Here is a 22401-nt window from a genome sequence, read left to right as displayed (position 1 = left end):
AGGCTTAAACATTTGCTGCCTCATCAATGTGGCAATAAACCCAAATGTTGTAAGCCTTGATAGATACCATCTTCCCACGCAGCTGGGCATACATAGTCAGCCGCCGCTTTCACATCAGGATGGGCATTCCCCATCGCCACGCCAAAGCCGACGGTCTGTAACATTTCGATATCATTCACCCCATCGCCAAATGCCATCGCATCTTCAAAATCCAGCCCCAATTTATTGAGCGCCTGCGCAATGCCGCGTGCCTTCGAGCCTGTCGCATCTAGAATATCGATACCGTTTTTGTGCCAGCGCATGATTTTTAAAGTCGAGGGGAAGTCAAAATTTACCTGCGTGTTGTCAGGATGAAATGCCACGACTTGATAAATAGGTATCGACAAATCAATGTCACCATGGCTGGCAGTACGGTAAGCTATTTTAAGCGAATTTAAAGCGTCTGACAGCGCATCATCTTCCGCTAACGCGATGATTTCCGTATCGGTCATGTAGGCATACGATAAATTGTTTGATTCAACATAATCGGTAATCAGTTTAAGTTGCGCAGTGGTCATCGGATAATGCGCTAACAATTCACCTTGGTGATGACTGCATTGACCGTTGATGGTGACAAGCACATCGATACCCACGGTTTCAATGAGCTCATACACCGCTTTGGGAAAAACAGCACGACCCCGACCCGTGGCGATAGCGACCATAATGCCTTGCTGCTTTAATTGTTTGAGTGCCTCAATCGCGGATTGTGGCACCCTTTCTTGCTGCTTGATGTACAACGTATCATCAATATCAAAAAAGACAATTTTTGGTTTTTTGGGGCGTGCTGTTGGCTTAGACATAATAAAACTAATGCGATAAATTGGGATTGACGCTAATTCTACCCTATTTTTGGGTTAACTTTTGAATTAACGACCCTAAAAAAGCCAGAAAAAAATCCTAGCTTTTTGCTAAACGCCAAAACTTATTGCAGAACGTTCGCATCATAATGCGCCATAATGCTTGAGAAATCCTTATCCCCATGTTGCTCGCTATGTTTGCTATACAGTGCCGTGGCTTGGTCTGCCATTGGTGTCACCACCTGGGTATCATCCGCCGTTTGTTTGGCAAGGTTCATGTCTTTGAGCATGAGTTTACTCATAAATCCACCGCTATAACCACGGCTTGATGGCATAGCGTCACCAACATCGGGATGCGGATTACATACTTCCAGCGCCCAGTTACGACCGGTGCTGGCTGACAAAATACTGGCTAAGACTTTTGGGTCTAATCCATTTTTGGCGCCCAAATTCATGGCTTCGGCTGTCCCTGTCATAATCACGCCAAGCAGCATGTTATTACAGATTTTGGCGACTTGACCTGCACCGACCTCGCCCGCGTGAAAGATATTTTTTCCCATGGCCTCTAAAACGGGTTTGACTTTTTCAAATTGCTCAGCTTGCCCGCCCACAATGAAACTGAGTGTCCCTGCTGCTGCCCCTGCCGTACCGCCTGATACGGGCGCATCCATGAACTGGATGCCTTTATCTGCCGCAGCTTCGGCAACTTCACGCGCATCACTCGCTGCGATGGTGCTACTATCGACCAGCAAGGTATCTTTACTGACCACATCAAGCAAGCCTTGATTACCGTCTTTACCCAGATACACATCTTTGACATGTTGACCTGCAGGTAACATGGTGATGACCATATCCACCTCTTTGCTTGCCTCCACAGGTGAAGTCGCCACGTTTGCCCCTTGTTTGGCAAGGTCGTCTAGCACAGCGGTGTTTAGGTCAAATACGTTTAAGGCAAAGCCATTTTTGATGAGATTTTCTGCCATCGGTTTGCCCATGTTACCAAGCCCGATAAAAGCAATTTTTTTAATGGCTGTTTGTTGATTATTTAGCATATACATTCCTTGTATGTTGTGGTGTTTTTAAAATTTATACAGCAAGTTTGGCTAATTTTGCTGAGAGCGAATTGCTACCCAACCAACCCTCAAAGGGATGTTCGCTATTGGGAAAAGCTGACGCAAGATGTGACTCGATATAGCGGGCATCACATTCATCAAGGGTTTTACACCATTTTGGCGATTTGTCTTTATCAATCAGTAAAGCACGCAAACCCTCCCGAAAATCGGGGTAATTGACACAATGTAGCGACGCATTCATCTCCATATATAGCACTTGCTCAAGCGATAATTTGCTGGCACGTTTAAACATCTCAACCGTCAATGCTGCGCTGACAGGACAACCGTGCTGATAAGTCTCGACTGCTTTGGTGAGCCATTTATCCGCTTCGCCGTTGACTTTGGTGAAGTTGTCATCGCGCAACGCTGCATCTATATCATGCACTGAGCCTTTGTTTACTAGCGCTTGGATAGTATTAAAATGCTTCATCAAATGACTGTCTGCTAAGTGCTCGGTATGATGAATTTTGGCTAAGGCTTGGCTTGCGATATCATGTAAATTACTGTCAGCTTGCCAATCCGCTTGTTTTAGCGCATCAAGCACTTTGTCGTATTTGCTACTTGCCACGGCATACTCAGCAAGGCTAGAGAAAATCGCATCGTTGGCGTTGCAGTTCGCCCCTGTCAAGCCCAAAAACAGCCCGATTTTGGCAGGCATACGCGCCAAGAACCATGAGCCTGTGGCATCAGGGTATAAGCCGATGGTAATCTCTGGCATGGCAAAACGGGTGGTTTCGGTGACGATACGATGGCTACACATCGCCATCAAGCCCATACCACCGCCCATGACAATACCATTACCCCACAAGATAATGGGTTTTGGGTAAAAGTGCATTTGCCGGTATAGGCTGTACTCGTTTTCGAAGAATTCAACCCCGTACGGATTGGGCTGCTGCATAGGCACTTGGGGCGGAGTGTCGATCATGCTGTCATACAGTTTACGGATATTGCCCCCTGCACAGAACGCCTTGTCGCCACTTCCCTTTAGCAAAATGGCGACGATGCTGTCATCATTAGCCCAGTCGCTAAGTTGTTGTGACATGAGTTTGCACATATCGACACTTAGGGCGTTTAGGGCTTTAGGGTCGTTTAGGGTCATCGTGCCGATGTAGTGACCACAGTGGGTGGCTATGGTTTCAAATATTACAGGTTGTTCTTGATTGATGTCTGTCATAATATTCCCTATTAATTATCGTTGTATCCAAATTGTCGAGTAAGTAACACATTCTTCTAGTGGCTTTCTCTGACTAAAATTTCATTTTCACTGCTATGAGTATCTGCTATTTCTAAAATCGAAAAGTAAAAATTCTCAAAATGCACGTCACCAAATTGCTTTTTTAATTCAATTAATTGGCGATTATTACCATGTAAATTGGTTGCGTATTCAGCCCAACGCTGCCAAATACCCCCTTCACCTGTTGCACTACCTACATAGAGTTTGCCACTGCTTTTATCAGCAATTAAATAAACCCCTGCGACTGATGATAATGCTGACTGCCAATCGGACAAAGATTTTTTAACTATAGTTTTTAACTGAGAAAAACTAATATGCACCGACTTAAAACTTGGAAATTTTGCAAAGTCTAATGCTTGTGCTAAAACTTCGGCTACATTTAATTTTTCAACCCAATTTTCTGTAAGTAAATAGGATTGACGGACGAATTTATTATCAACATTTTTTTTATCAAAACTAATAATTAATCTACCGTCTAACTCTTTGGTTTCTTGTATTTCAACTAGCGGATAATAAATGCAATCTTCTCTTTGCGTAGGTATGTCAGATAAATGTACGCCTGCAAATAACCATAAATTTGGCGTTGGCATTGCGATAAAACTAACCACATACTTTCGGTCAAAATTACGTTTAAGCTGTTGGCGTTGCCATTCTTGAAAATTCCCTTGATAATAAACATCAAGCGGATTTTCTTTCCCATTAGTTATTGCGAAATGCAGTTTACTATTTTTAGGCGTCAAATCAGGGAGCAACATTTGCAATAAGTGAAACGCATTCATTCAATATTATTTCCAAACCGCAGAGCGTTTTTCAAGGAACGCATTGACGCCTTCTTGTTGGTTATCGCCATCAAATAATTTGATAAATAACTCACGTTCCTTTATCCAGTTAAAACTTGGTGGTTGATAACGTGCCGACATAATCAAGGTTTTACTCGACGCAATCGCATCGGGGGATTGCTTCGCCACTTTTTGAGCCAATGCTAAAGCCGTTTGTAATCCTTTGCCACTTTCCACGACTTCTTCCACCAAACCAATTTGCAGCGCCTTATCTGCCTTGATACGCTCACCGCATAAAATCATACGTTTTGCCCAGCCTTCACCCACCAGCCACGGCAAATTTTGCGTACCGCCTGCACACGGCAATAAGCCAACAGATAGCTCAGGGAGTGCCATTTGGGCATGGCTCTCAGCAATACGGATATCACACGCCAACGCACACTCAAGACCGCCGCCCATCGCATAGCCGTTGATACAGGCAATCGACACGCCACGGAAATTGGATAACGCTTCAAACGCTTCTCCAAATGCAATCGCCATCTCCGCGGCTTGACCTTTGTCACCACTGGCAAAGCTGTTCAAATCCGCCCCTGCACTAAAGAACTTTTCGCCATCGCCATGCACCACCAAGGCGGTAACTTGTTTGTTAGCGTTTAAATCGCTAATGAGCTGCTTTAAACTGGCTAAGCTGTCCTTTGTCCACGTATGGGCAGGGGGATTATTGAGTGTCAAAACCGCAACGTGATTGTCGATTGTTAATTTTAAATTGGTGTAATTTGACATGGTAAATTCCTTTTAAAATGCCTTTAAATTCATTGCAATCTTGCCAACGCCCCATCTTCCATCATTTTGCGAGACACAATCATCCGCATCACCTCATTGGTGCCTTCAAGGATTTGATGCACGCGCAAATCGCGTACATGACGCTCTAGCGGATATTCTTGTAGATAGCCGTAGCCACCGTGTAGCTGCAGCGCTTGGTTGGCGACATCAAAACTCAAATCCGTGGCAAGGCGTTTTGCCATCGCACAATACGCTGTGGCATCGGGCGATTTGCTATCCAAATGATACGCCGCCAATCGCACCATCTGCCGAGCCGACACCAAATGGGTGAGCATATCGGCAAGTTTAAACTGCACATTTTGGAATTGATCAAGGGTTTTGCCAAACTGGCTACGCTCCTGTACATACTGCACTGCACGGTCAAGAGCAGCTTGAGCCGTACCCACCGCGCAAGTGGCGATATTGATACGCCCACCGTCCAAGCCTTTCATGGCAAAGGTAAAGCCCTGTCCTTCTTCACCCAGTAGATTTTCGGCAGGGACTTTGACATCGGTAAAATGCACCGCCGCGGTCGGTTGGTTTTTCCAGCCCATTTTATGCTCATTTTTGCCGTAGCTGATGCCATCGCTGTTGGCATCGACGATAAAGGCAGACACGCCTTTTGCCCCATTGTCCGAGGTGCGCGCCATCACCACAAGCACATCGGTCGCCCCTGCCCCAGAGATAAACATTTTTTGCCCGGTAATATGGTAATAGTCGCCTTGTTTGACGGCTTTGGTTTTTAATGAACCCGCATCTGAGCCAGCATTGGGCTCTGTCAAACAGTAGCTACCCAATTTTTCGCCCGCTAATAATTCAGGCAAGTATTTTTCGGCAACCTCAGGTTTGGCAAACTCGCCAATCATCCAAGCGACCATGTTGTGAATGGTCATGAATGCGGCGGTTGACGTATCGCCATACGCCAGTTTTTCAAAGATAATTGCCGCATCAAGGCGCGGCAAGCCCAGTCCCCCAAAATCAGGGTTGGTGTAAAGCCCCATAAAGCCCAGTTCACCTGCGGCTTTAAACACCTCTTTGGGAAAATAGCCTGTGGCATCCCATTCGGCGGCGTTGGGGGCAAGCGATTTGGCGGCAAATTGAGCAGCCAAATCGGCAAAGGCTTGTTGGTCTTCAGTGAGGGAAAAATTCATGGTAAATTCCTTTTTATGGCTAAATTACATCCATGCCATCAGTCGTTGCCAAGCGTTGCTTTAACTTAATGCAAAATCGCGACGCTTGGCTATATTGGCTATAACGTTTTTAACCTGATAGCCCAATTTAATCAGTCTTAATCACGAAATATTAACTGTTAACGTCTATTTATTTTAATGAAATCGTGGTATTAACGCCTTTACTGGCTTCATCATCAAACCAACGGGCGGTGACGGTTTTGGTTTGGGTATAAAACTGTACCGCTTGTTTGCCATAAGGACCTAAGTCACCCAGTTTACTGGCGCGAGAACCGGTGAATGAGAACATCGGTAGTGGCACAGGAATGGGTAAATTAATACCGACTTGACCCACATCAATATCTTGTTGGAATTTATGGGCTGCCGCACCTGACTGGGTAAAGATAGCCGTGCCATTACCATTTGGATTGGCATTGATGATGGCAATCGCTTCATCTAGGCTATCGGCGTACATGATGTCAAGCACCGGTCCAAAGATTTCTTCCTTATAGCAAGTCATATCGGTAGTGACGTTATCTAAAATAGTCGGTCCGACAAAATTACCGTTCTCAAACCCTTCCACCTTGATACCACGACCATCGAGCAGAACTTGTGCGCCTTCATCTGCGCCCGCTTGGATTAGACGTTCAACACGCGCTTTGGCCGCTTGGGAAATCACAGGTCCTAAGTCTTTGTCATCTTTACCGGCTGCCACCACCAATTTTTTGGCACGTTCTACGATGTCACCCACCCAGTTTTTGGCTTCACCGACCAAAATAACTACCGACAATGCCATACAACGCTGACCGGCCGCACCAAATGCAGCACCGGCTAGTTGGTTAAGGCATTGCTCTTTGTTGGCATCGGGTAGGATGACTGCATGGTTTTTTGCCCCCATCATACATTGCACACGTTTACCTGCTTGACTGGCACGGTTATAGACGTGTGTACCGACTGCAGTAGAACCCACAAATGAAATGGCTTTGATATCGGGGTGGTCACAGATGGCATCAACGGTGTCTTTGCCGCCATGCACCACGTTTAACACGCCTTTTGGAATTCCCGCCTCTAACGCCAGCTCTACCAAGCGCATGGTGACCATCGGGTTTTGTTCAGACGGTTTTAATACGAAGGTGTTACCGGTGGCAATCGCCATTGGGAACATCCAAAGCGGAATCATGGCGGGGAAGTTAAACGGGGTGATACCCGCACAAACGCCAAGTGGTTGCTGAATATTATACATATCCACGCCAGTCGCTACGTTTTCGATAAACGCGCCTTGTTGCAGATTGCCAATGCCTGAGGCGTGTTCGACGACTTCAAGACCACGGAACACATCGCCTTTGGCATCGGCTAGGGTTTTGCCTTGTTCTTCGGTGAGCATGGCGGCAAGCTCGTCCATATTGTCACGAATCAGTTGTTGGTATTTTAAGAAAATGCGCGAGCGGGTGTTGATTGGGGTTTTGCGCCAGGTTTTGAACGCTTCTGCAGCCGCCGCAACGGCTTGGTTGATTTCATCGGGGGTGGTTTGGGGTACTTTGGCAATCACTTGTTGGGTAGCTGGGTTGCTCAGGTCAATCCACTCACTAGTGGCTGATTCGACAAATTCGCCGTTGATGAGTTGTTTTACAGTTTGGGTGGTCATCGTAACAATCCTTGTTTTTACCGTGTTGGGTGTATAGCGTTTGATAGCGTTAAACGCGTTGCAAAACAGTGTGAATGAGTTGGGGGGTACTGTCAATCATACTTAATTACTTAAGTAGTTTTTCTAGAGTAGTTCAGCTGGAGTAGTTTTGCTGGGCGGCCGTCATAGGGTTAATGACAATAATTTTTGAGGCTAGATCACCTTTGCTGCGAGCGCCCAGTTTTTTCATTAAGTTGGCTTTATGCACTTCAATGGTTCTGGGGGATAAACCCAGTAACTTACCAATCTCTTTACAGGTATAGCCATTGACCACAAATTGCGCAATTTGGGCTTCACGTGCGGTGAGCTGGGATTCGGACAGTACTTGCGGTTTTTTTTCAAAATGCCAAATTGCCAGTTTGAACGGGTCATCTGGGGTTAAGGTGCGTCCGTGGGTAGTTGCCCAAAATATCTCCCCTGTTTTGTGACGCATAAAGCGCTCATCGCAGTAATACATATTGGTCTGTAATCCCAAACCTGTTAATGCTTCTTTGCCAATTTTTTCAAAATCTTCGACACTGGGAAACAATTTTTGCATCGATTGATTGAGTAGCTCATCGTGCGCATAACCGAACAAATTGGCAAAGGCATCGTTGAGCGCTTTGATACGCCGATAGCTTAATACCACTATCGGCGTGGGCGCGTGCCTAAAAGCCAGTAAGGCATAATTTTCCATCACAATCACCCCTGATTTTTAAGCCCTGACAACTTACTGCCTGAAAGCTTTTTGATAGCCATTAATATTCCGCCATCGCTTGTCTGACCGCCTCAATCGCGGTTGGATCATCAAGGGTACTCATGTCGCCTGTTTCTTTGCCTTCCGCCAGTGCCTTGATAGAGCGGCGTAAGATTTTGCCTGAGCGGGTTTTGGGTAAAGCTTTGGGAAAATAAATAGCCGCAGGTTTAGCAAGGGCGCCCAACTGTCTTGCGACTTCACCCACGATTTGCTGCTCAATGCGGAAACGGTTTTCGGTTTCTGCTACTAAGTCATGATTTTTTAGAATACAAAAGGCAATGGGTAGCTCACCTTTAAGCTCGTCATGGATGCCAACAACCGCTGATTCGGCGACTTCGGGGTGATGACCGATGGCCTCCTCGATTTCCTTGGTACCCAAACGGTGACCTGCCACATTGATGACATCATCGGTTCGCCCTAGAATATAGTAGTAGCCGTATTCATCCATCACCGCATAGTCTGATGTGGCGTATTGTTTGCCATCGAGTAGTGAAAAATAGCCATTGATAAAACGCTCGTCATTTCGCCAAACGGTGGCCAAACAACCGGGTGGTAAAGGTGCGGCTAATACCAGCATGCCTTTTTCATTGGCTTGGCAGGGTTCGGCTGTGGTTTCATTGATGACTTTGGCGTCATATCCAAACATCGGATAGCCGGGTGTGCCTTGTTTGTGTGGCTTGTGGTCGGGATTGTCTGCAAATTTTGGGGCATGGCTGAGGATGGGCCAGCCCGACTCAGTTTGCCAATAGTGGTCAATGATTGGCACGCCCATGTGACCTGTTAACCACTCGGCCGTTGGCTCATCGAGTGGTTCACCTGCCAAGAAGAATGCTTTTAGGCTTGAGATATCGTGACGGCTCATCCACATTTCATCTTGTTTACGTAGCATCCGCACGCCTGTCGGTGCGGTTAACAAAATATTGACTTTATTGGCTTCGACAATTCGCCACCAAATCCCCGGGTTTGGTGTGGTTGGCAAGCCTTCATATATGATACTAGTCATGCCTGTCAGTAATGGCGCATAGATGCTAAACGAGTGACCTACTGCCCAACCGATATCCGATATCGCCCAAAACGTCTCGCCAGCCTTACCGTTATAGACAAAATCCATCGCGGTGGCAAGGGCTACTGCGTGACCGCCTGTATCGCGTTGCACGCCTTTGGGTGTACCTGTCGTGCCAGAGGTATATAATAGATACGATGGCGCATTGGACTCTAGCCAAACACAATCGACTTTGGCATTGTTGTCGGCACTTATCGCCCGCTCGGTGGCATAGTCGATGTCTTGTGGCTCAGCCGTGTATGGCATAATGCCCCTGTCAATCACCAGCACACGGGGTTTGACTTTGGCTTCTTCGACTGCTTTATTGACCAAGTTTTTATAATTAATGAGCTTGCCACCGCGCAGCCCTGCATCGACTGTAATCACCATTTTGGCTTCGGCATCATCCATGCGTACGGCGAGATTATGCGAGGCAAATCCGCCAAATACCACCGAGTGAATCGCCCCGATACGCACACAAGCCAGCATGGCATACGCCGCTTCCAAAATCATCGGCATATAGATGACAACACGGTCGCCTTTGTCGATGCCATGACGTTTTAGCACATCGGCAAAATAGTTCACTTCTTTGTATAGATCGTTGTAAGTTAAACGGCGTTTGGCATAGTCGGTATACAGTTCAACAGGGTTGCCAAGTGCCTTAAAAGCTTTTTGAATATTGGGGTAATTATCAATCATTTCAGCATTGATTTCGGTAGAGACCCACACAAAGGCATCTTGCTCTGCCCGGTTTTCAAGATGGCGATCGACCATGTTGTAACACAAATTGGTTTCCCCACCGACAAACCATTTGGCAAAGGGCAGCTTACTATCGTCTAAAATTTGGGTAGGTTGTTGATGCCAATAGATTCGTTTGGCTTGCTCGCCCCAAAAGGCTTGTTTGTCGTTGATAGATTGATTGTATAAGTCAGAGAAATTCATTGGCTGTCCTTAGCTAGAATCTTAACGGATGGTGAAAGTCGCTTGCAGGTTTGGTTTTCAGAGGCTGGCAAAACATCTCATTGTTTAGCAAAGCCTATCATTGCATTCATTGCATGAATTCACTCCTTGAATCCATTTTATAAAATCAAATGATACGTTTTGTATCGTTTTGAATATAGCAAATAGACTTGCTAACGTCAAGCCTCGCCAAATTAATTTTAAATTTTTATATTTCGAATTTTTAACGATTAGTATTTCTTATGGTGATAATAGTTTGTGCTAACATAATTGTCCTGTTACACTTTTTAGACTAAAGCAAATAAGGGAAAAGTTATGAGCCAGACCAACGCCAACCCAGCTGAAAATGAAAAAAGCCTTGCACCACCTCACGTTTTAAGCTTAACCCCTTTAAACTCGCATCCGTCAAATACGGCACTTGTTGAGCTTATCGACAATGATAAAGACTCTCCTTTGCTAGCGGACACCCAGTTACTTAGCCGCGTGCTGATAACGGTCGTTGAGCAGCAAACCTCAGAACCGGTCAAACAAACCATTAATAAACTGTTAAATGGCGAAGACCCCCAACAGACTATTCAAGCCATTTTGCCAACGCTCAACCATCAACAGCGCAAGAATCTCATTCGGGCTTGTGGCTTATTTGCGCAAGTGTTTAACATCGCCGAAGACATGCACCATGAGCGTCGCCGCCTTGCCCACGAACAAGACGAATCTGCCTCAAAAAGTAGTTTTGCCCATGTGATTGATGAATTAAAAGCCCAAGGGATTGACAGCGATGAGTTGCAAGCACAGCTTGATGATACCTATATCAGTGCGGTATTGACCGCGCATCCGACCGAAGTGCAGCGTCAAACGATTTTATCACTGCGCCGTCAAATCCGTGCCTTACTTGAGCAATACCACACCGCGATTGGCTACCAACGTCATCGTATCGAGCAGCAACTAGAAGCCACGTTATTGTCGCAGTGGCAAACCAATGAAACCCGCCATTTTAAAATTACTGTCAAAGATGAAATTGACAATGGCATTGCCTATTTTGATTTAAGTTTTTTTGAAGCCTTGCCAAATTTATATCGCAAATTAGATTATCAGCTAAAAGAGCGTTTCCCCGACACTGACATGCCAAACTTACTTAATATCGGTGGTTGGATTGGTGGCGACCGTGACGGTAATCCATTTGTGTCAGCCGATACCCTTCGCTATGCGTTCAAACGCCAAGCGGCGACGGTGTTTTACTTTTATCGTGACCAACTGGGCAAGCTATACCAAGAGTTGCCGCTGTCTATCCGCCATGTCAAAGTGAGTGATGCGGTACTGGCACTCTCCGAGCAATCCAAAGAAGATAATATCTCCAGAGAAGAAGAGCCTTATCGCCGCGCCATCGGGTTTATCTCATCACGTTTAGTCGCTACCTCGCATACGTTTGATTTGTCTTACGGTTGTCGCTTTGGACTTAGTGAGCCCTACGCTGATTGTGACGAGTTTTTAGATGATTTGTACGTCGTTTATCAGTCATTGGTAGATCATGGCAGTGAGTTACTGGCTAATGAACGACTCACCGATATCATCCGCGCGGTGGAAGTATTTGGTTTTTATTTGATGCCATTGGACTTGCGCCAGTTCTCAGGGATTCATGCCGAAACGGTTCATGATTTGTTCAAACATGCCGATTTAGAAGATTACCTTTCTTTGTCTGAATCCGCGCGTCAACGTGTGCTACTGCGTGAATTGGCAACTGCGCGTCCTTTATATAACCCTTATATCACTTATGAGCCACAAACCCAGCGTGAGCTAGAGATTTTTCAGGCCGCAGCCGATATCAAAAATCGCTTTGGTGACAAAGCTATTACCCAAAGTATTATCTCTAATGCAGAACAAGTCAGTGATTTGTTGGCACTGGCGTTGTTATTGAAAGAATCAGGGCTATTATTGGTCAAAGATGGCGTACCCGTGAGCCGTATCAACATCGTACCGTTGTTTGAAACCATTGAAGCGCTGCAAAACAGTACCCGCATCATGAGTGAGCTACTGGATAAACCTTGGTACAAATCAGTGCTAGCCAGTCGTGACAATCTGCAAGAGATTATGCTAGGTTATTCAGACAGTAACAAAGATGGCGGTTATGTCACCAGTCAATGGTCACTATACCAAGCTGAAATTCAGCTAGTGGAAATGGCAGAAAAATATGCCATTCAACTGCGTTTATTCCATGGTCGTGGCGGTAGCGTGGGTCGTGGTGGTGGTCCATCATTTGAAGCGATTTTGGCACAACCCGAAGGCTCAGTGGATGGTCAAATTCGTATTACCGAGCAAGGGGAAGTTATTACCGCAAAATATGCCGATGCGGGCAACGCGGAGCGCAACCTTGAGACGCTGATTGCCGCAACGCTAAAAGCAAGCCTATTGCCAAACCATAGCGAAAGCCCTGATAGCGACCTAATGAATCAATTATCGCATGAAGCCTTTAATTGCTATCGCGCGCTTATCACTCAGCCGTATTTTATTGATTATTTCTTGCAGACAAGTTTGGTCAAAGAAATTGCCAGTTTAAATATTGGCTCACGTCCTGCTAGCCGCAAGTCTTTGGCACGTATTCAAGATTTGCGCGCGATTCCTTGGGTATTTTCTTGGATGCAAAATCGCTTAATGCTACCAGCGTGGTATGGTTTTGGCACCGCAGTCGAAAAACTGATTGCAGATAACCCAGAAAACTTAGCAAAACTGCAACACAACGCCCAACACAGCGCCTTTATGCAAGCCATGTTATCAAATATGGCACAGGTGATGGCAAAAACCGATATCGAAATCGCCCAAGCCTATGTTGAGCTTGCCAACAATGCCACTGAAGCCAACGCTATTTTTGCACTTATTACTGCAGAATATCACCGCAGCCTTAAAGCCTTGTTGACACTGACCAATAAAGAAACGCTACTGGATGACAACCGTACATTGGCACGCTCACTTGCGCTACGCCTGCCGTATTTGAATGCCTTGAACTGGTTGCAAGTAGCATTATTAAAACAACTTCGCGAGGCGACTGCTGATGAAGCCACTACTGATGAAAGGTCTACCACTGAAACCACCAATGAAGCGACGAGCGATAATGAAACGTCTTATACCGCAACGCTTAACTTGGTTCATTTAACTATCAATGGTATTGCCCAAGGCTTAAGAAATACCGGTTAGTAAGCGTTCAAAACAGCCTTAAATTACCTTTTTAAAAAAATCGCTGGTTGTGTACTGGCGATTTTTTTATTGACGTTTTTTATTGGCGATTTTTTTATTGATGACAATTAACCCAAATAAAGCTTATCAAAATCCAAATGGTGTACCCATTCTCGTAGTAGCAATACCTTGGCATAAAACGCTAGGTCATTGGGCATAGCAGGCAAATCTCGCAGCGAGCGATAGCCCGCCAGCACCGCAAAAGCTTTTTCTAGCATCTCAGCGCGAATATAGCCGCCATTGTCATCTTGCTCAAACGCTAGTAAGCGTAAATCCTCTGCCCCTATCACCTTTAATAATTCATCTTTGGGCAATCTAGGTTTTAGCAGTGAAATAGCATCTTCTATGCGCATAATTGCCGTTTCCCATGCCAATTCGGTGGGTGGCAATACGTGCAATGCCTGTGCAATTACGTTTAGCGTAAGCCCAATGTCCCATAGGTTATCTTGCAACCTTACACTAATATGGTCAGGATTTACTGTTAACACTAACATAGCACGCCCTTTTGTGATTTTGATTGATTATAACTGGATTGTGATTAAAATGCGCTCGTTTAACCGGTGGATTTGATTTTATAAAAAAAACCCTTATCTAATAACCATATAAACAAGGGGATAGCCATGTCAGAAATTCAATTTAATGCCAATTTAAAAAAAGCCGAAAACGATGAGCCGCTCACTGAGCAGCAATTAGAGGCACTGGCACAAAAACGCGCCTATTTGCAGGAGCAGGCTGAAGACATCATTGCTATTGCACAATTACAAGATAACTCTGCGCTCAACTGTTTACACAAAATCAATGTCCTAGGCGGTACTTCAGAAAAAGCTTACAGAGCCGTAAATACCCGTATCATAACCGACCAAGACCCACATGGCGCTTATCATGCGGTAGCAATGGCACAATCAACTTCGGATTTGCCGTTTGATGTTCCTACACTCGTAGATATTGTCATTGAGCAAGGTGAGCCAGCATTACAACTGCGGCTGTTAAAGCTATTTGATAGTCAGCCGATTGCTGCCGAGCCGATTCCAAAAATTCGTGACAGTATCAATCAATTAGGCGATAAAGCGGTGATTGCACAGCTTAATCAGCATTTGTTAAATCGCCAGTGACACAAAAACAAAAAAAGGTTAGGAACGCTCCTAACCTTTTTTTATTGATAGATGATTTGACTTTAACAATTAGGGGCATTTAAAGGTGATGGTATATTCGTAATCATCATCGCGGGCAAGGGTTTTTTTTGCTACCAAACACACTGCCAATCATACCTATGGCTTGGTCAGCCGCGCGTCCCATGTTTTCATCCAACACACCATTATACTGGTAGCTATCGGTCAACACAATGGGCGATTTTCCGCGGCACTGCTCGGTTGCGATATGTAACGCATTTAGTTTGGCGCTATTTTTACTTTTGCCTAACCCCGTGGTTTCTAGGGTGTTGTTCGCGCGCTGTAGCACGGGTAAATTAGTTGGTGCGGTTTGGCAGGCAGATAAGGTTATTGCCGCAACAAACGTGATGCTTGTGACTTTTAATAAAGACGGTTTGAGAGATGATTTCATGATCTGCAGGCTGTCCCTTTTTAATAGCGGTGTTAAGTTTCTCATCAATTATCAACAATACAGGCAAATTCACCATTTCAATAATAGAATTTGGTTGATGACTTGTATTAGTGTGTGGTAAAAAGTGAGCCATCGCAAGTGGTCTTACAAATCATAAAATCCGCGCAACAATTGGCTGGTTTGTTGATTTTCAAACTAGCTATTTTGGGTGAAATTGGTTAGCATGATGGGTGGTTTTTTTAACGTTTTTTGCTTAGATTAGGATGATTATGCGCTCACCTGCCCATTCACAATTAACCCATTCGCAATTAATAGATGCCCCTTGCGGTAAGCTTGAAGTTGACGCGCTTTGGCAAGCTGACTCAACGGGCGTTGCCAACCCAAACGCCGCGTCGGTTGAGCGTGTTGCCATTCTTTGTCACCCAAACCCATTGCAAGAAGGCACGATGATGAATAAGGTGGTGACCACCATGTATCGTTTTGCCCGCGACCAAAACATGCATGTGGTACGCTTTAATTTTCGCGGTGTGGGACAATCAACGGGCGAGTATGGCAATGTGACAGGTGAAATCGAAGACGCGTTAACCGTACTTCAATGGATTCATAGCCAAACTGAGGCGCGTAAGCTATGGATTGGCGGATTTTCGTTTGGCGGATTTGTCGCCGCTAAGCTTGCTCAGCTTGTCAATGAACAAGGCGCATTTTTGGGAGTGGATGATTTTGACATCACAGATTTGGCCTTGATTGCCCCTTCTATCGAAAAAAACGACACCTCAGATTTGCTACTGCCCACTGCACAAACCTTTATGATTTATGGCGCGAATGATGAAGTGATTGCGCCAAGCTCGCTACAACAATTTGGGGAAAGCTTTGGTATTCAAACGCATATCATTGACGATACAGGGCACTTTTTTCATGGTAAATTAGGGGAATTAAAACAGCTGCTTGAAGCGTTAAGTAGCAAATAACACAGTTTTTATTTTATCCTAGTTTCTGATTTGTGTTTTTGATTCGGGTTTTTGGTGTATTTGACATCGTGAGCTATTTGGCACCTTAATGCCGTCTATTTAATGACATCTATTTATTTAATACCCCTCGTCAAAGCACGTTGAAATGGAATTTTGACAACTTTTTAATTTACGCTGAGAGACAACATGCCCAACTCAAATTTACGACCCTTACAACGCTATGAGCTTGCGCTAAAATCTGGTGAGTTTAGCGAAGATGCACAGCAGCGGGCTGCGATGACTTATTTGGACAATGTCTATGAACAAATCATGGACAATCGCGCCAAACAACGTGGGCTGTTTAGCTTTTTAAGACGTACTGAGCCGCCCAAAGGGCTATATATGTGGGGCGGCGTGGGTCGTGGTAAGACTTGGATGATGGATATGTTTTTTGAGTCGGTGCCTGCCGACAACAAAATGCGCCAACACTTTCATCACTTTATGAAGCGGGTGCACGCCGAACTCAACAAGCTACAAGGTCAACAAGACCCACTACAAAAAGTCGCTGATATCATCCATAATGAAGCGGATGTGATTTGTTTTGATGAATTTTTTGTCTCCAATGTCTCCGATGCGATGATTTTGGGTGATTTGTTTACCATGCTATTTAAAAAAGGCATCACCTTGGTTGCCACATCAAACATCGCACCAAATGGCTTATATAAAAATGGTATTCACCGTGACCGTTTTTTACCTGCCATTGCCGAAGTTGAAAAAAACTGTACGGTGATGAACATTGACAGTGGCATCGACTACCGTCTGCGCGTATTGCAGCAAGCCGAACTTTACGTGTCTCCGTTGACCAAAGAAAACATCCACTGGCTTGCCAACCGCTTTACCGCGTTAAGCAACAACCAGCACATTATCCAAGACCCCATTCATATCAATGGTCGTGATATCGCCATCAAAGGTCGCACCGAAAACACCTTGTACATTGATTTTCGGGCGTTATGTATGCAGCCGCGCTCAGCCAGTGACTTTATTGAAATCGCCAACGAGTTTAGCACGGTGCTGGTGGACGACGTGCCTATACTCAACGATATTACCGCTGACCCGACAAGGCGCTTTATTTACCTCGTCGATGAGTTTTATGATCGCCGCGTGAAGCTTTTGGTACGTGCAGAACAGCCGATTTTACAACTGTATGATGGGCAAAAATTGGCGTTTGAGATTGAGCGTACGCGCTCACGGCTGTTAGAGATGCAATCTGAAGAATATCTCAAAGCAGAACATCGTTTGGATGAGATAAAAAAAGAAGATATGACCATTTAAATAATCCAAAGCCTTAATTGTTATGCAGGTGAGTGGCTTTTACGATGTATATTCCCAAAGATTTTTCCCAAACCGATTTTGAAGCCGTTAAAGAGTTTATTGCTGGGTCGCCATTAGCAAATATAGTGGCATCAAACGGCGATTCGGTTGAAATATGCCCTGCTTTGCTACTTTGGCAAGTAGATGAACAAAATCCGCTTGGCTATTTGATGGGTCATGTGGCAAAAGTAAATCCGATTGTAAAAACTGACGCTAAAAACTGGAAAGTTGTTTTCACCAGCCAAGGTCATTATATCAGCCCAAATTGGTATCCTACCAAGGCGATGACTCATAAAGAAGTGCCGACGTGGAATTATCAATCGGTAATTTTTTCGGTGACACCGCAGCTAATCACAGACGTAAGTCAAATCAAGCAGATTGTCGCGACGATGACGGATTTTTTTGAACATCAGCTTAAACAAACCAACCCCAGTCATGAGCCTTGGTCTTTAAGTGATGCGCCAAGTGACTATATCAATGCCATGTGCCGCGCGATTGTGGGGGTCAAGTTGACCATTCATAATTTTGAAGCCAAATTTAAACTTAGCCAAAATAAAACTTTGGATAATCAGCAAGGCGTGATTGACGTTTTAACACAACTGCAATCAGCTTCAGCGGATAATATGGCAACGCTAATCAATAATCTCTTTAAGGAATAACAATGACAAATTCAGAAATTTTAGACTTTATCAAATCACGCCGTTCAATCGGCAATCTTGTCGCCCCTGCCCCCAACCGCGAGCAAGTCGAACAAGCGATTGAAGTCGCCCTATCTGCCCCCGATCACAAGGATTTAAACCCGTACCGTTTTATCGTACTTGAAAACCAAGCGCTCAACACCTTGGGCATGGCGTTAAAAAATGCCGCGATAGCACAAGGTGAAACCGATGAGAAAACCCTCGCCAAAGCCGAAAATATGCCGCTGCGTGCGCCGATGATTATCGCGTGTGTGACCGATTTTAAACCCCATGATAAAGTCCCCCATTGGGAACAAATAGCAGCAAGTAGTTGTGCGGTGCAAAATCTCCTGCTTTCCTTGTCGGCACAAGGGTTTGCTACCGTATGGCGCACCGGTCCACTTGCCAATGCGCCTGCGATCAAACAACTGTTTAATGTAACCGCTGATAACCAAGTCATTGCTTTTGTCTATGTTGGCACAGCGGTGTCGACCATCCCACCGCGTTCTAAGATAGACGTCACACCATTTATTGTTTATGATAATGGCACAAACTAACGGCTAAGCTAGCCGTTTTTATATTTTGCTCATGTAAAGGGTGCCCTGTTGTCAGTATTTGCAGGACAAGTGGATTCAAGGATTTTCAATGAAAAAACCCCAGTTAGCAACCAATCTAAGTGAAAATTTAGAAAAGCTGAATGTCAATCGTGAAAAAGCCAGCAAGCTGTTTGCCGACGTCATTGAAAAAGCGGTCAAAAAGTCTAAGCCGGACACCCCAGCGGTGTTAGAGACAGAGTTAGACCATCAGTTCGCCAATCAACCTGCGCCCCTCAAAATTGCCGTGCTGGGCGGTGGTAGTTTTGGTACGGCAATGGCAAATTTATCGTCCAAAAATGGCTGCGAAGTCACGCTTTGGGTACGCGATAAGCGTAGCGTCAAATCGATGCAAAAAACCCATATCAACAAAAAATATTTGCCCGACCATAAGCTTGACGAGCGCCTGCAATTTACCCATGATTTGCAAGCAGCCGTCAAAGGCAAAGATTTGATTTTTGTGGCAGTGCCTAGTGCTGCTTTTCGCGAAACCTTACAAAAAATTGCGCCTTTTATCAGCGCTCAAGCCATCGTATCTTTAACTAAAGGTATGGAAAAAGATACCTTTGCGCTAATGAGTGATGTGATCGCGGATGAATTACCCAATGTGGCTTTTGGCGTGATGAGCGGTCCCAATCTCGCCAAAGAAATCATGAATAATATGCCGTCTGCCACCGTGATTGCCAGCCAATCTGCAGCGCTACGGCTTGCGGTACAAACAGCGCTGCACAGTGCGTTTTTTCGCGTGTTTGCCAGTGATGATTTAATTGGCGTGGAGCTTGGCGGTGCGCTCAAAAATATTTATGCCATCGCCATGGGCATGGCGGCTGCCTATGACATCGGGGAAAACACCAAAGCCATGATATTAACCCGGGCATTGGCTGAGATGAGCCGATTTGGGGTCAAAGCGGGGGCTAATCCGCTGACCTTTTTGGGGTTGTCGGGCGTGGGTGATTTGTATGCAACTTGCTCATCGACCTTAAGCCGTAACTACCAGATTGGTAATATGCTAGGACGTGGCATGAGCCTTGACCAAGCCATCAAAAAACTGGGGCAAACCGCTGAAGGGATTAATACTATCCAGCAGGTGAATGAAAAAGCCATGAAAGCGGGTATTTATATGCCGATTACCCATGCCTTGCACGATATTATCTATGAAGACAAAGCGCCGCTCGGGGTTGCATTAAACTTGATGGAAGCAGGATTTAGAAGTGATGTGGAATTTGTCATGCCGCATCAAGTGCAGCCAAAGCATAACTGACAAACATAACTTTAAATATTTTTAGGTAAATACATGCAATTAATTTTAGTTCGTCATGGCGATGCAGGCGCTTATACCCTGCCAGACCATGAAAGAAATTTATCAGCACTGGGTCAAGCCCAAGCTTCACAGACCGCAGCGTGGCTTGCCGAAAACTTTGAGCCCGATCATTTTATCGTCAGTCCTTACAACCGCGCCCAGCAAACCCTTGCCCAAATCCAGCAATTTTTTCCCCATGTGCCTGTGACCACGTATGAGGGCATCACCCCCGATAACGATGCAGACATCGCCGTAGATGCGCTAGGCGAATTGGTTGGCGACTGCATGGTGGTGGTTTGTCATATGAATATCATTGCTAAAATTGCCAGTATCCTAACTGATGAGCCACTCGATGGTTTTGCGCTGGCTGAAGCGCGTGTGTTTGATATGGGTATATTGGCACCCAGTCTTGCCGCTGAGATTAAACGCTTTGTTCCCACCTGTTAGGTGATTTAATTTGTCAATTTTGTGTAGGACACTTCTGTGATTCATATTTGGTTGCCAACTCAGCATGCTGCCTTACGTTTATGGCAACAAACCACCCAGACTTGGCAAACGGCTGACGATTGGCAAACGCTTGCGACCCTTGCCAATCTGCAAACCACGCAATCAGCCAAGCTACAAGCCTGTCTCTATTTTCCTAGTGTCAATTTATTAACAATCCAGCCTACGCTTACAGCAAGCCAGCTCAACGCTCTGGGCGACACCGGCAGGCGATATTTATTTGAAGATATTAGCATTGGTTCGGTAGAAGATTTACAAGTCAAAATTCAGCCGACCACCACCAACAGCGAATTAACTGCGTTGTTTGGGCTTCATGCTGCCGATATTCATTCATGGATCAATGCTGCCTCGTTGGCGGGTATTGAGATAATCGCTTTATTGCCAGATTTTTTATTGCTACCGACCATAGATACTAGAATTGATACTAGCATAGCTACAAGCCCAAACACGAAGGTTACAGAGACGAGGGCTACGACAAGCGCGGTCTATTACCAAGATGCAGATACCCAGCTATTAAAACTCCATACTTATCACGGCATGGCGGTTAGTTTTTTACTGCTGGTACTCACTAAATTACCCATGCTAGAAACGCTATATTTAACGGGTTTTCACGATGAAACCGTTGCCCAGCAATTAGCCAGTATGCCTAATTTATCCATAGAATCGTCTGAGTTGTTGCCTACGCCAATCAAAGACCCGGTCAGACATTTTTTTAACTTTGCGACAATCAAAGGTAAAACGACGCTTGCGCCTTATGCCAAAGTCATCGCCCTAGTCACTGTTTGTGCGCTGCTAACAGCCTTTGCGGTCGATGCGCTTCGTTGGTATTATTACAACCAAGCACAAAAACAAGCCTCAACTTTGCTGGCGCAGCAATACGCCCAGTGGTTTCCCAATGAGCCGCTTAGTAGCAAACTCACCCTACAACGACAGTTATCTGGCAAATTAACCACTCAGCAATCAGCCACGCCAAACCTACTTCAGACATTGTCGTCCATACAGCCGGTATTGCAGCAATACCAACTGACCGCCAAGCAGCTTAATTTTCAAAATAATCACTTACAACTGCAGCTTTTATCATCAAGCGCCGATTCATTAAATAAAGCCGTCAATGACATGGTAAACAAAGGGATAAAAGCCAAGCTAGGGTCTGTCGATGCCGCGATACCCGCTGCAATGCCTTCCAATACTGCCAGTGCGGTTTCCAGTGCAGTGGCGCCAACTTCTGCTGGCAGTGCCCTTGCCATGATAGATATTGAATTGGCAGACTAAACCTACGACTGAGATGAATTTATGAAACCGCACGCCTCACTGAGCCAATCCCTGCAAAAACTAACCACGCCTCTGGGTCACGCGTTTCAAAATTTATCACGTCGTGATCAGATTGCGCTGCTGATATTGGCAATGTTCTTGCTTTTTTTCGTGGTCGGTGTCGGTGGTTGGACGCTGCATAGTAAAGCCAACCAAGCACAAAAAAAATACGATGACACCATGGCAGATGTGTTTTGGCTACGCAGTCAAGCAGGTAACATCAATCCCAACCAAACCCAACAAGTCAGTCAAGCCGATGCTATCAAACAAATACTCACCCAATCAGGTATTGTTAATGCGCAAGTGGTCGAAAATGGCAATACTATCCAAGTTGCTTTTAGTCACGCGCAGGCCAGCGTTATCACCAATATATTTAATCAGTTTGAACAACAAGGTATTCGCATTCAGCAACTACAAATCAACCAGCCAGCCCTCGATAAACTTGAAGTACAGTCTGTCTTATCTATTAACTAATGGTAAAAGTAAGTAATGTTAAAAGACCATAAAAAACGATGCACTTGGCATCGTTATTTTGGCGC

The 22401-nt window shown here is 45.2% G+C and carries 21 protein-coding genes; 10 read left to right on the top strand and 11 right to left on the bottom strand.

Annotated features, from left to right (window positions below):
- Nucleotides 1-23: 23 nt before the first annotated feature.
- The 9 genes from LAJ61_RS09885 to LAJ61_RS09845 all read right to left on the bottom strand — a co-directional run bounded on the left by LAJ61_RS09885 (nt 24) and on the right by LAJ61_RS09845 (nt 10356).
- The gene (locus LAJ61_RS09885) at nt 24-839 is read right to left on the bottom strand and encodes a Cof-type HAD-IIB family hydrolase (protein ID WP_224053772.1); all 816 of its coding nucleotides are present in this window, start codon (nt 837-839) and stop codon (nt 24-26) included.
- Between the two features lie 122 nt (nt 840-961).
- Nucleotides 962-1888 (bottom strand): 3-hydroxyisobutyrate dehydrogenase, encoded by a 927-nt coding sequence (gene mmsB / locus LAJ61_RS09880; protein ID WP_228744259.1) that lies wholly within the window; start codon nt 1886-1888, stop codon nt 962-964.
- Between the two features lie 34 nt (nt 1889-1922).
- Nucleotides 1923-3122 carry an enoyl-CoA hydratase/isomerase family protein gene (locus LAJ61_RS09875; RefSeq protein WP_224053771.1) on the bottom strand — a complete coding sequence of 400 codons (1200 nt, stop codon included), beginning with the start codon at nt 3120-3122 and terminating at the stop codon, nt 1923-1925.
- Nucleotides 3123-3178: 56 nt separating this feature from the next.
- A complete protein-coding gene (locus LAJ61_RS09870) occupies nt 3179-3961 on the bottom strand; it encodes a GIY-YIG nuclease family protein (protein WP_224053770.1) in 783 nt (260 codons plus the stop codon).
- Between the two features lie 6 nt (nt 3962-3967).
- Nucleotides 3968-4744 (bottom strand): enoyl-CoA hydratase, encoded by a 777-nt coding sequence (locus tag LAJ61_RS09865; protein WP_224053769.1) that lies wholly within the window; start codon nt 4742-4744, stop codon nt 3968-3970.
- 29 nt (nt 4745-4773) lie between these two features.
- Complete coding sequence (locus LAJ61_RS09860) at nt 4774-5934, bottom strand: acyl-CoA dehydrogenase family protein (protein WP_224053768.1); 1161 nt, start codon at nt 5932-5934, stop codon at nt 4774-4776.
- A gap of 169 nt (nt 5935-6103) precedes the next feature.
- Nucleotides 6104-7597, bottom strand: coding sequence for a CoA-acylating methylmalonate-semialdehyde dehydrogenase (locus tag LAJ61_RS09855; protein WP_224053767.1), 1494 nt, complete (start codon nt 7595-7597; stop codon nt 6104-6106).
- A gap of 133 nt (nt 7598-7730) precedes the next feature.
- Complete coding sequence (locus LAJ61_RS09850) at nt 7731-8312, bottom strand: LuxR family transcriptional regulator (protein WP_224053766.1); 582 nt, start codon at nt 8310-8312, stop codon at nt 7731-7733.
- Between the two features lie 61 nt (nt 8313-8373).
- Nucleotides 8374-10356, bottom strand: a complete 1983-nt coding sequence (locus tag LAJ61_RS09845; protein WP_224053765.1) for a propionate--CoA ligase — start codon at nt 10354-10356, stop codon at nt 8374-8376.
- A gap of 333 nt (nt 10357-10689) precedes the next feature.
- On the opposite strand from LAJ61_RS09845, the gene ppc reads away from it, so the two are divergent.
- On the top strand, nt 10690-13560 hold the full coding sequence (gene ppc, locus LAJ61_RS09840; RefSeq protein WP_224053764.1) for a phosphoenolpyruvate carboxylase: 2871 nt from the start codon (nt 10690-10692) through the stop codon (nt 13558-13560).
- A gap of 107 nt (nt 13561-13667) precedes the next feature.
- Here the strand turns inward: ppc and LAJ61_RS09835 are convergent, their stop codons facing one another.
- Nucleotides 13668-14093 carry a hypothetical protein gene (locus LAJ61_RS09835; protein WP_224053763.1) on the bottom strand — a complete coding sequence of 142 codons (426 nt, stop codon included), beginning with the start codon at nt 14091-14093 and terminating at the stop codon, nt 13668-13670.
- Nucleotides 14094-14219: 126 nt separating this feature from the next.
- On the opposite strand from LAJ61_RS09835, the gene LAJ61_RS09830 reads away from it, so the two are divergent.
- Nucleotides 14220-14711 (top strand): hypothetical protein, encoded by a 492-nt coding sequence (locus LAJ61_RS09830; protein WP_076775949.1) that lies wholly within the window; start codon nt 14220-14222, stop codon nt 14709-14711.
- A gap of 106 nt (nt 14712-14817) precedes the next feature.
- On the opposite strand, the gene LAJ61_RS09825 is transcribed toward LAJ61_RS09830, so the two are convergent.
- Nucleotides 14818-15159 carry a hypothetical protein gene (locus LAJ61_RS09825; RefSeq protein ID WP_224053762.1) on the bottom strand — a complete coding sequence of 114 codons (342 nt, stop codon included), beginning with the start codon at nt 15157-15159 and terminating at the stop codon, nt 14818-14820.
- A 269-nt stretch (nt 15160-15428) separates the two neighbouring features.
- Between LAJ61_RS09825 and LAJ61_RS09820 the strand changes: the two genes are divergently transcribed.
- The 8 genes from LAJ61_RS09820 to gspM all read left to right on the top strand — a co-directional run bounded on the left by LAJ61_RS09820 (nt 15429) and on the right by gspM (nt 22336).
- The gene (locus tag LAJ61_RS09820; protein ID WP_224053761.1) at nt 15429-16127 is read left to right on the top strand and encodes an alpha/beta hydrolase; all 699 of its coding nucleotides are present in this window, start codon (nt 15429-15431) and stop codon (nt 16125-16127) included.
- A gap of 186 nt (nt 16128-16313) precedes the next feature.
- Entirely contained in the window at nt 16314-17438 is a 1125-nt protein-coding gene (zapE, locus tag LAJ61_RS09815) for a cell division protein ZapE (RefSeq protein WP_224053760.1), read from the top strand.
- A 44-nt stretch (nt 17439-17482) separates the two neighbouring features.
- Nucleotides 17483-18136, top strand: a complete 654-nt coding sequence (locus tag LAJ61_RS09810) for an FMN-binding negative transcriptional regulator (RefSeq protein ID WP_224053759.1) — start codon at nt 17483-17485, stop codon at nt 18134-18136.
- A gap of 2 nt (nt 18137-18138) precedes the next feature.
- On the top strand, nt 18139-18711 hold the full coding sequence (locus LAJ61_RS09805) for a nitroreductase family protein (RefSeq protein WP_224053758.1): 573 nt from the start codon (nt 18139-18141) through the stop codon (nt 18709-18711).
- A gap of 88 nt (nt 18712-18799) precedes the next feature.
- On the top strand, nt 18800-20008 hold the full coding sequence (locus LAJ61_RS09800; RefSeq protein ID WP_224053757.1) for an NAD(P)H-dependent glycerol-3-phosphate dehydrogenase: 1209 nt from the start codon (nt 18800-18802) through the stop codon (nt 20006-20008).
- 33 nt (nt 20009-20041) lie between these two features.
- The gene (gene sixA / locus LAJ61_RS09795; RefSeq protein ID WP_224053756.1) at nt 20042-20494 is read left to right on the top strand and encodes a phosphohistidine phosphatase SixA; all 453 of its coding nucleotides are present in this window, start codon (nt 20042-20044) and stop codon (nt 20492-20494) included.
- 36 nt (nt 20495-20530) lie between these two features.
- On the top strand, nt 20531-21823 hold the full coding sequence (gene gspL, locus LAJ61_RS09790; RefSeq protein WP_224053755.1) for a type II secretion system protein GspL: 1293 nt from the start codon (nt 20531-20533) through the stop codon (nt 21821-21823).
- 21 nt (nt 21824-21844) lie between these two features.
- Nucleotides 21845-22336: a type II secretion system protein GspM gene (gspM, locus tag LAJ61_RS09785; protein ID WP_224053754.1), complete on the top strand. Its 492-nt coding sequence runs from the start codon at nt 21845-21847 to the stop codon at nt 22334-22336.
- Nucleotides 22337-22401: the final 65 nt, after the last annotated feature.

The organism is Faucicola osloensis (genome assembly GCF_020041925.1).
Classification (GTDB): domain Bacteria; phylum Pseudomonadota; class Gammaproteobacteria; order Pseudomonadales; family Moraxellaceae; genus Faucicola; species Faucicola osloensis_D.
The sequence above is the reverse complement of the archived record's forward strand: the minus strand, read 5'-3'. Positions and strand labels throughout refer to the sequence as shown.

Excerpts from the sequence above, each read along its gene's own strand:
- LAJ61_RS09885 (WP_224053772.1), bottom strand. The coding sequence starts at position 839 with ATGTCTAAGCCAACAGCACGCCCCAAAAAACCAAAAATTGTCTTTTTT.
- mmsB (WP_228744259.1), bottom strand. The coding sequence starts at position 1,888 with ATGCTAAATAATCAACAAACAGCCATTAAAAAAATTGCTTTTATCGGG.
- LAJ61_RS09875 (WP_224053771.1), bottom strand. The coding sequence starts at position 3,122 with ATGACAGACATCAATCAAGAACAACCTGTAATATTTGAAACCATAGCC.
- LAJ61_RS09870 (WP_224053770.1), bottom strand. The coding sequence starts at position 3,961 with ATGAATGCGTTTCACTTATTGCAAATGTTGCTCCCTGATTTGACGCCT.
- LAJ61_RS09865 (WP_224053769.1), bottom strand. The coding sequence starts at position 4,744 with ATGTCAAATTACACCAATTTAAAATTAACAATCGACAATCACGTTGCG.
- LAJ61_RS09860 (WP_224053768.1), bottom strand. The coding sequence starts at position 5,934 with ATGAATTTTTCCCTCACTGAAGACCAACAAGCCTTTGCCGATTTGGCT.
- LAJ61_RS09855 (WP_224053767.1), bottom strand. The coding sequence starts at position 7,597 with ATGACCACCCAAACTGTAAAACAACTCATCAACGGCGAATTTGTCGAA.
- LAJ61_RS09850 (WP_224053766.1), bottom strand. The coding sequence starts at position 8,312 with ATGGAAAATTATGCCTTACTGGCTTTTAGGCACGCGCCCACGCCGATA.
- LAJ61_RS09845 (WP_224053765.1), bottom strand. The coding sequence starts at position 10,356 with ATGAATTTCTCTGACTTATACAATCAATCTATCAACGACAAACAAGCC.
- ppc (WP_224053764.1), top strand. The coding sequence starts at position 10,690 with ATGAGCCAGACCAACGCCAACCCAGCTGAAAATGAAAAAAGCCTTGCA.
- LAJ61_RS09835 (WP_224053763.1), bottom strand. The coding sequence starts at position 14,093 with ATGTTAGTGTTAACAGTAAATCCTGACCATATTAGTGTAAGGTTGCAA.
- LAJ61_RS09830 (WP_076775949.1), top strand. The coding sequence starts at position 14,220 with ATGTCAGAAATTCAATTTAATGCCAATTTAAAAAAAGCCGAAAACGAT.
- LAJ61_RS09825 (WP_224053762.1), bottom strand. The coding sequence starts at position 15,159 with ATGAAATCATCTCTCAAACCGTCTTTATTAAAAGTCACAAGCATCACG.
- LAJ61_RS09820 (WP_224053761.1), top strand. The coding sequence starts at position 15,429 with ATGCGCTCACCTGCCCATTCACAATTAACCCATTCGCAATTAATAGAT.
- zapE (WP_224053760.1), top strand. The coding sequence starts at position 16,314 with ATGCCCAACTCAAATTTACGACCCTTACAACGCTATGAGCTTGCGCTA.
- LAJ61_RS09810 (WP_224053759.1), top strand. The coding sequence starts at position 17,483 with ATGTATATTCCCAAAGATTTTTCCCAAACCGATTTTGAAGCCGTTAAA.
- LAJ61_RS09805 (WP_224053758.1), top strand. The coding sequence starts at position 18,139 with ATGACAAATTCAGAAATTTTAGACTTTATCAAATCACGCCGTTCAATC.
- LAJ61_RS09800 (WP_224053757.1), top strand. The coding sequence starts at position 18,800 with ATGAAAAAACCCCAGTTAGCAACCAATCTAAGTGAAAATTTAGAAAAG.
- sixA (WP_224053756.1), top strand. The coding sequence starts at position 20,042 with ATGCAATTAATTTTAGTTCGTCATGGCGATGCAGGCGCTTATACCCTG.
- gspM (WP_224053754.1), top strand. The coding sequence starts at position 21,845 with ATGAAACCGCACGCCTCACTGAGCCAATCCCTGCAAAAACTAACCACG.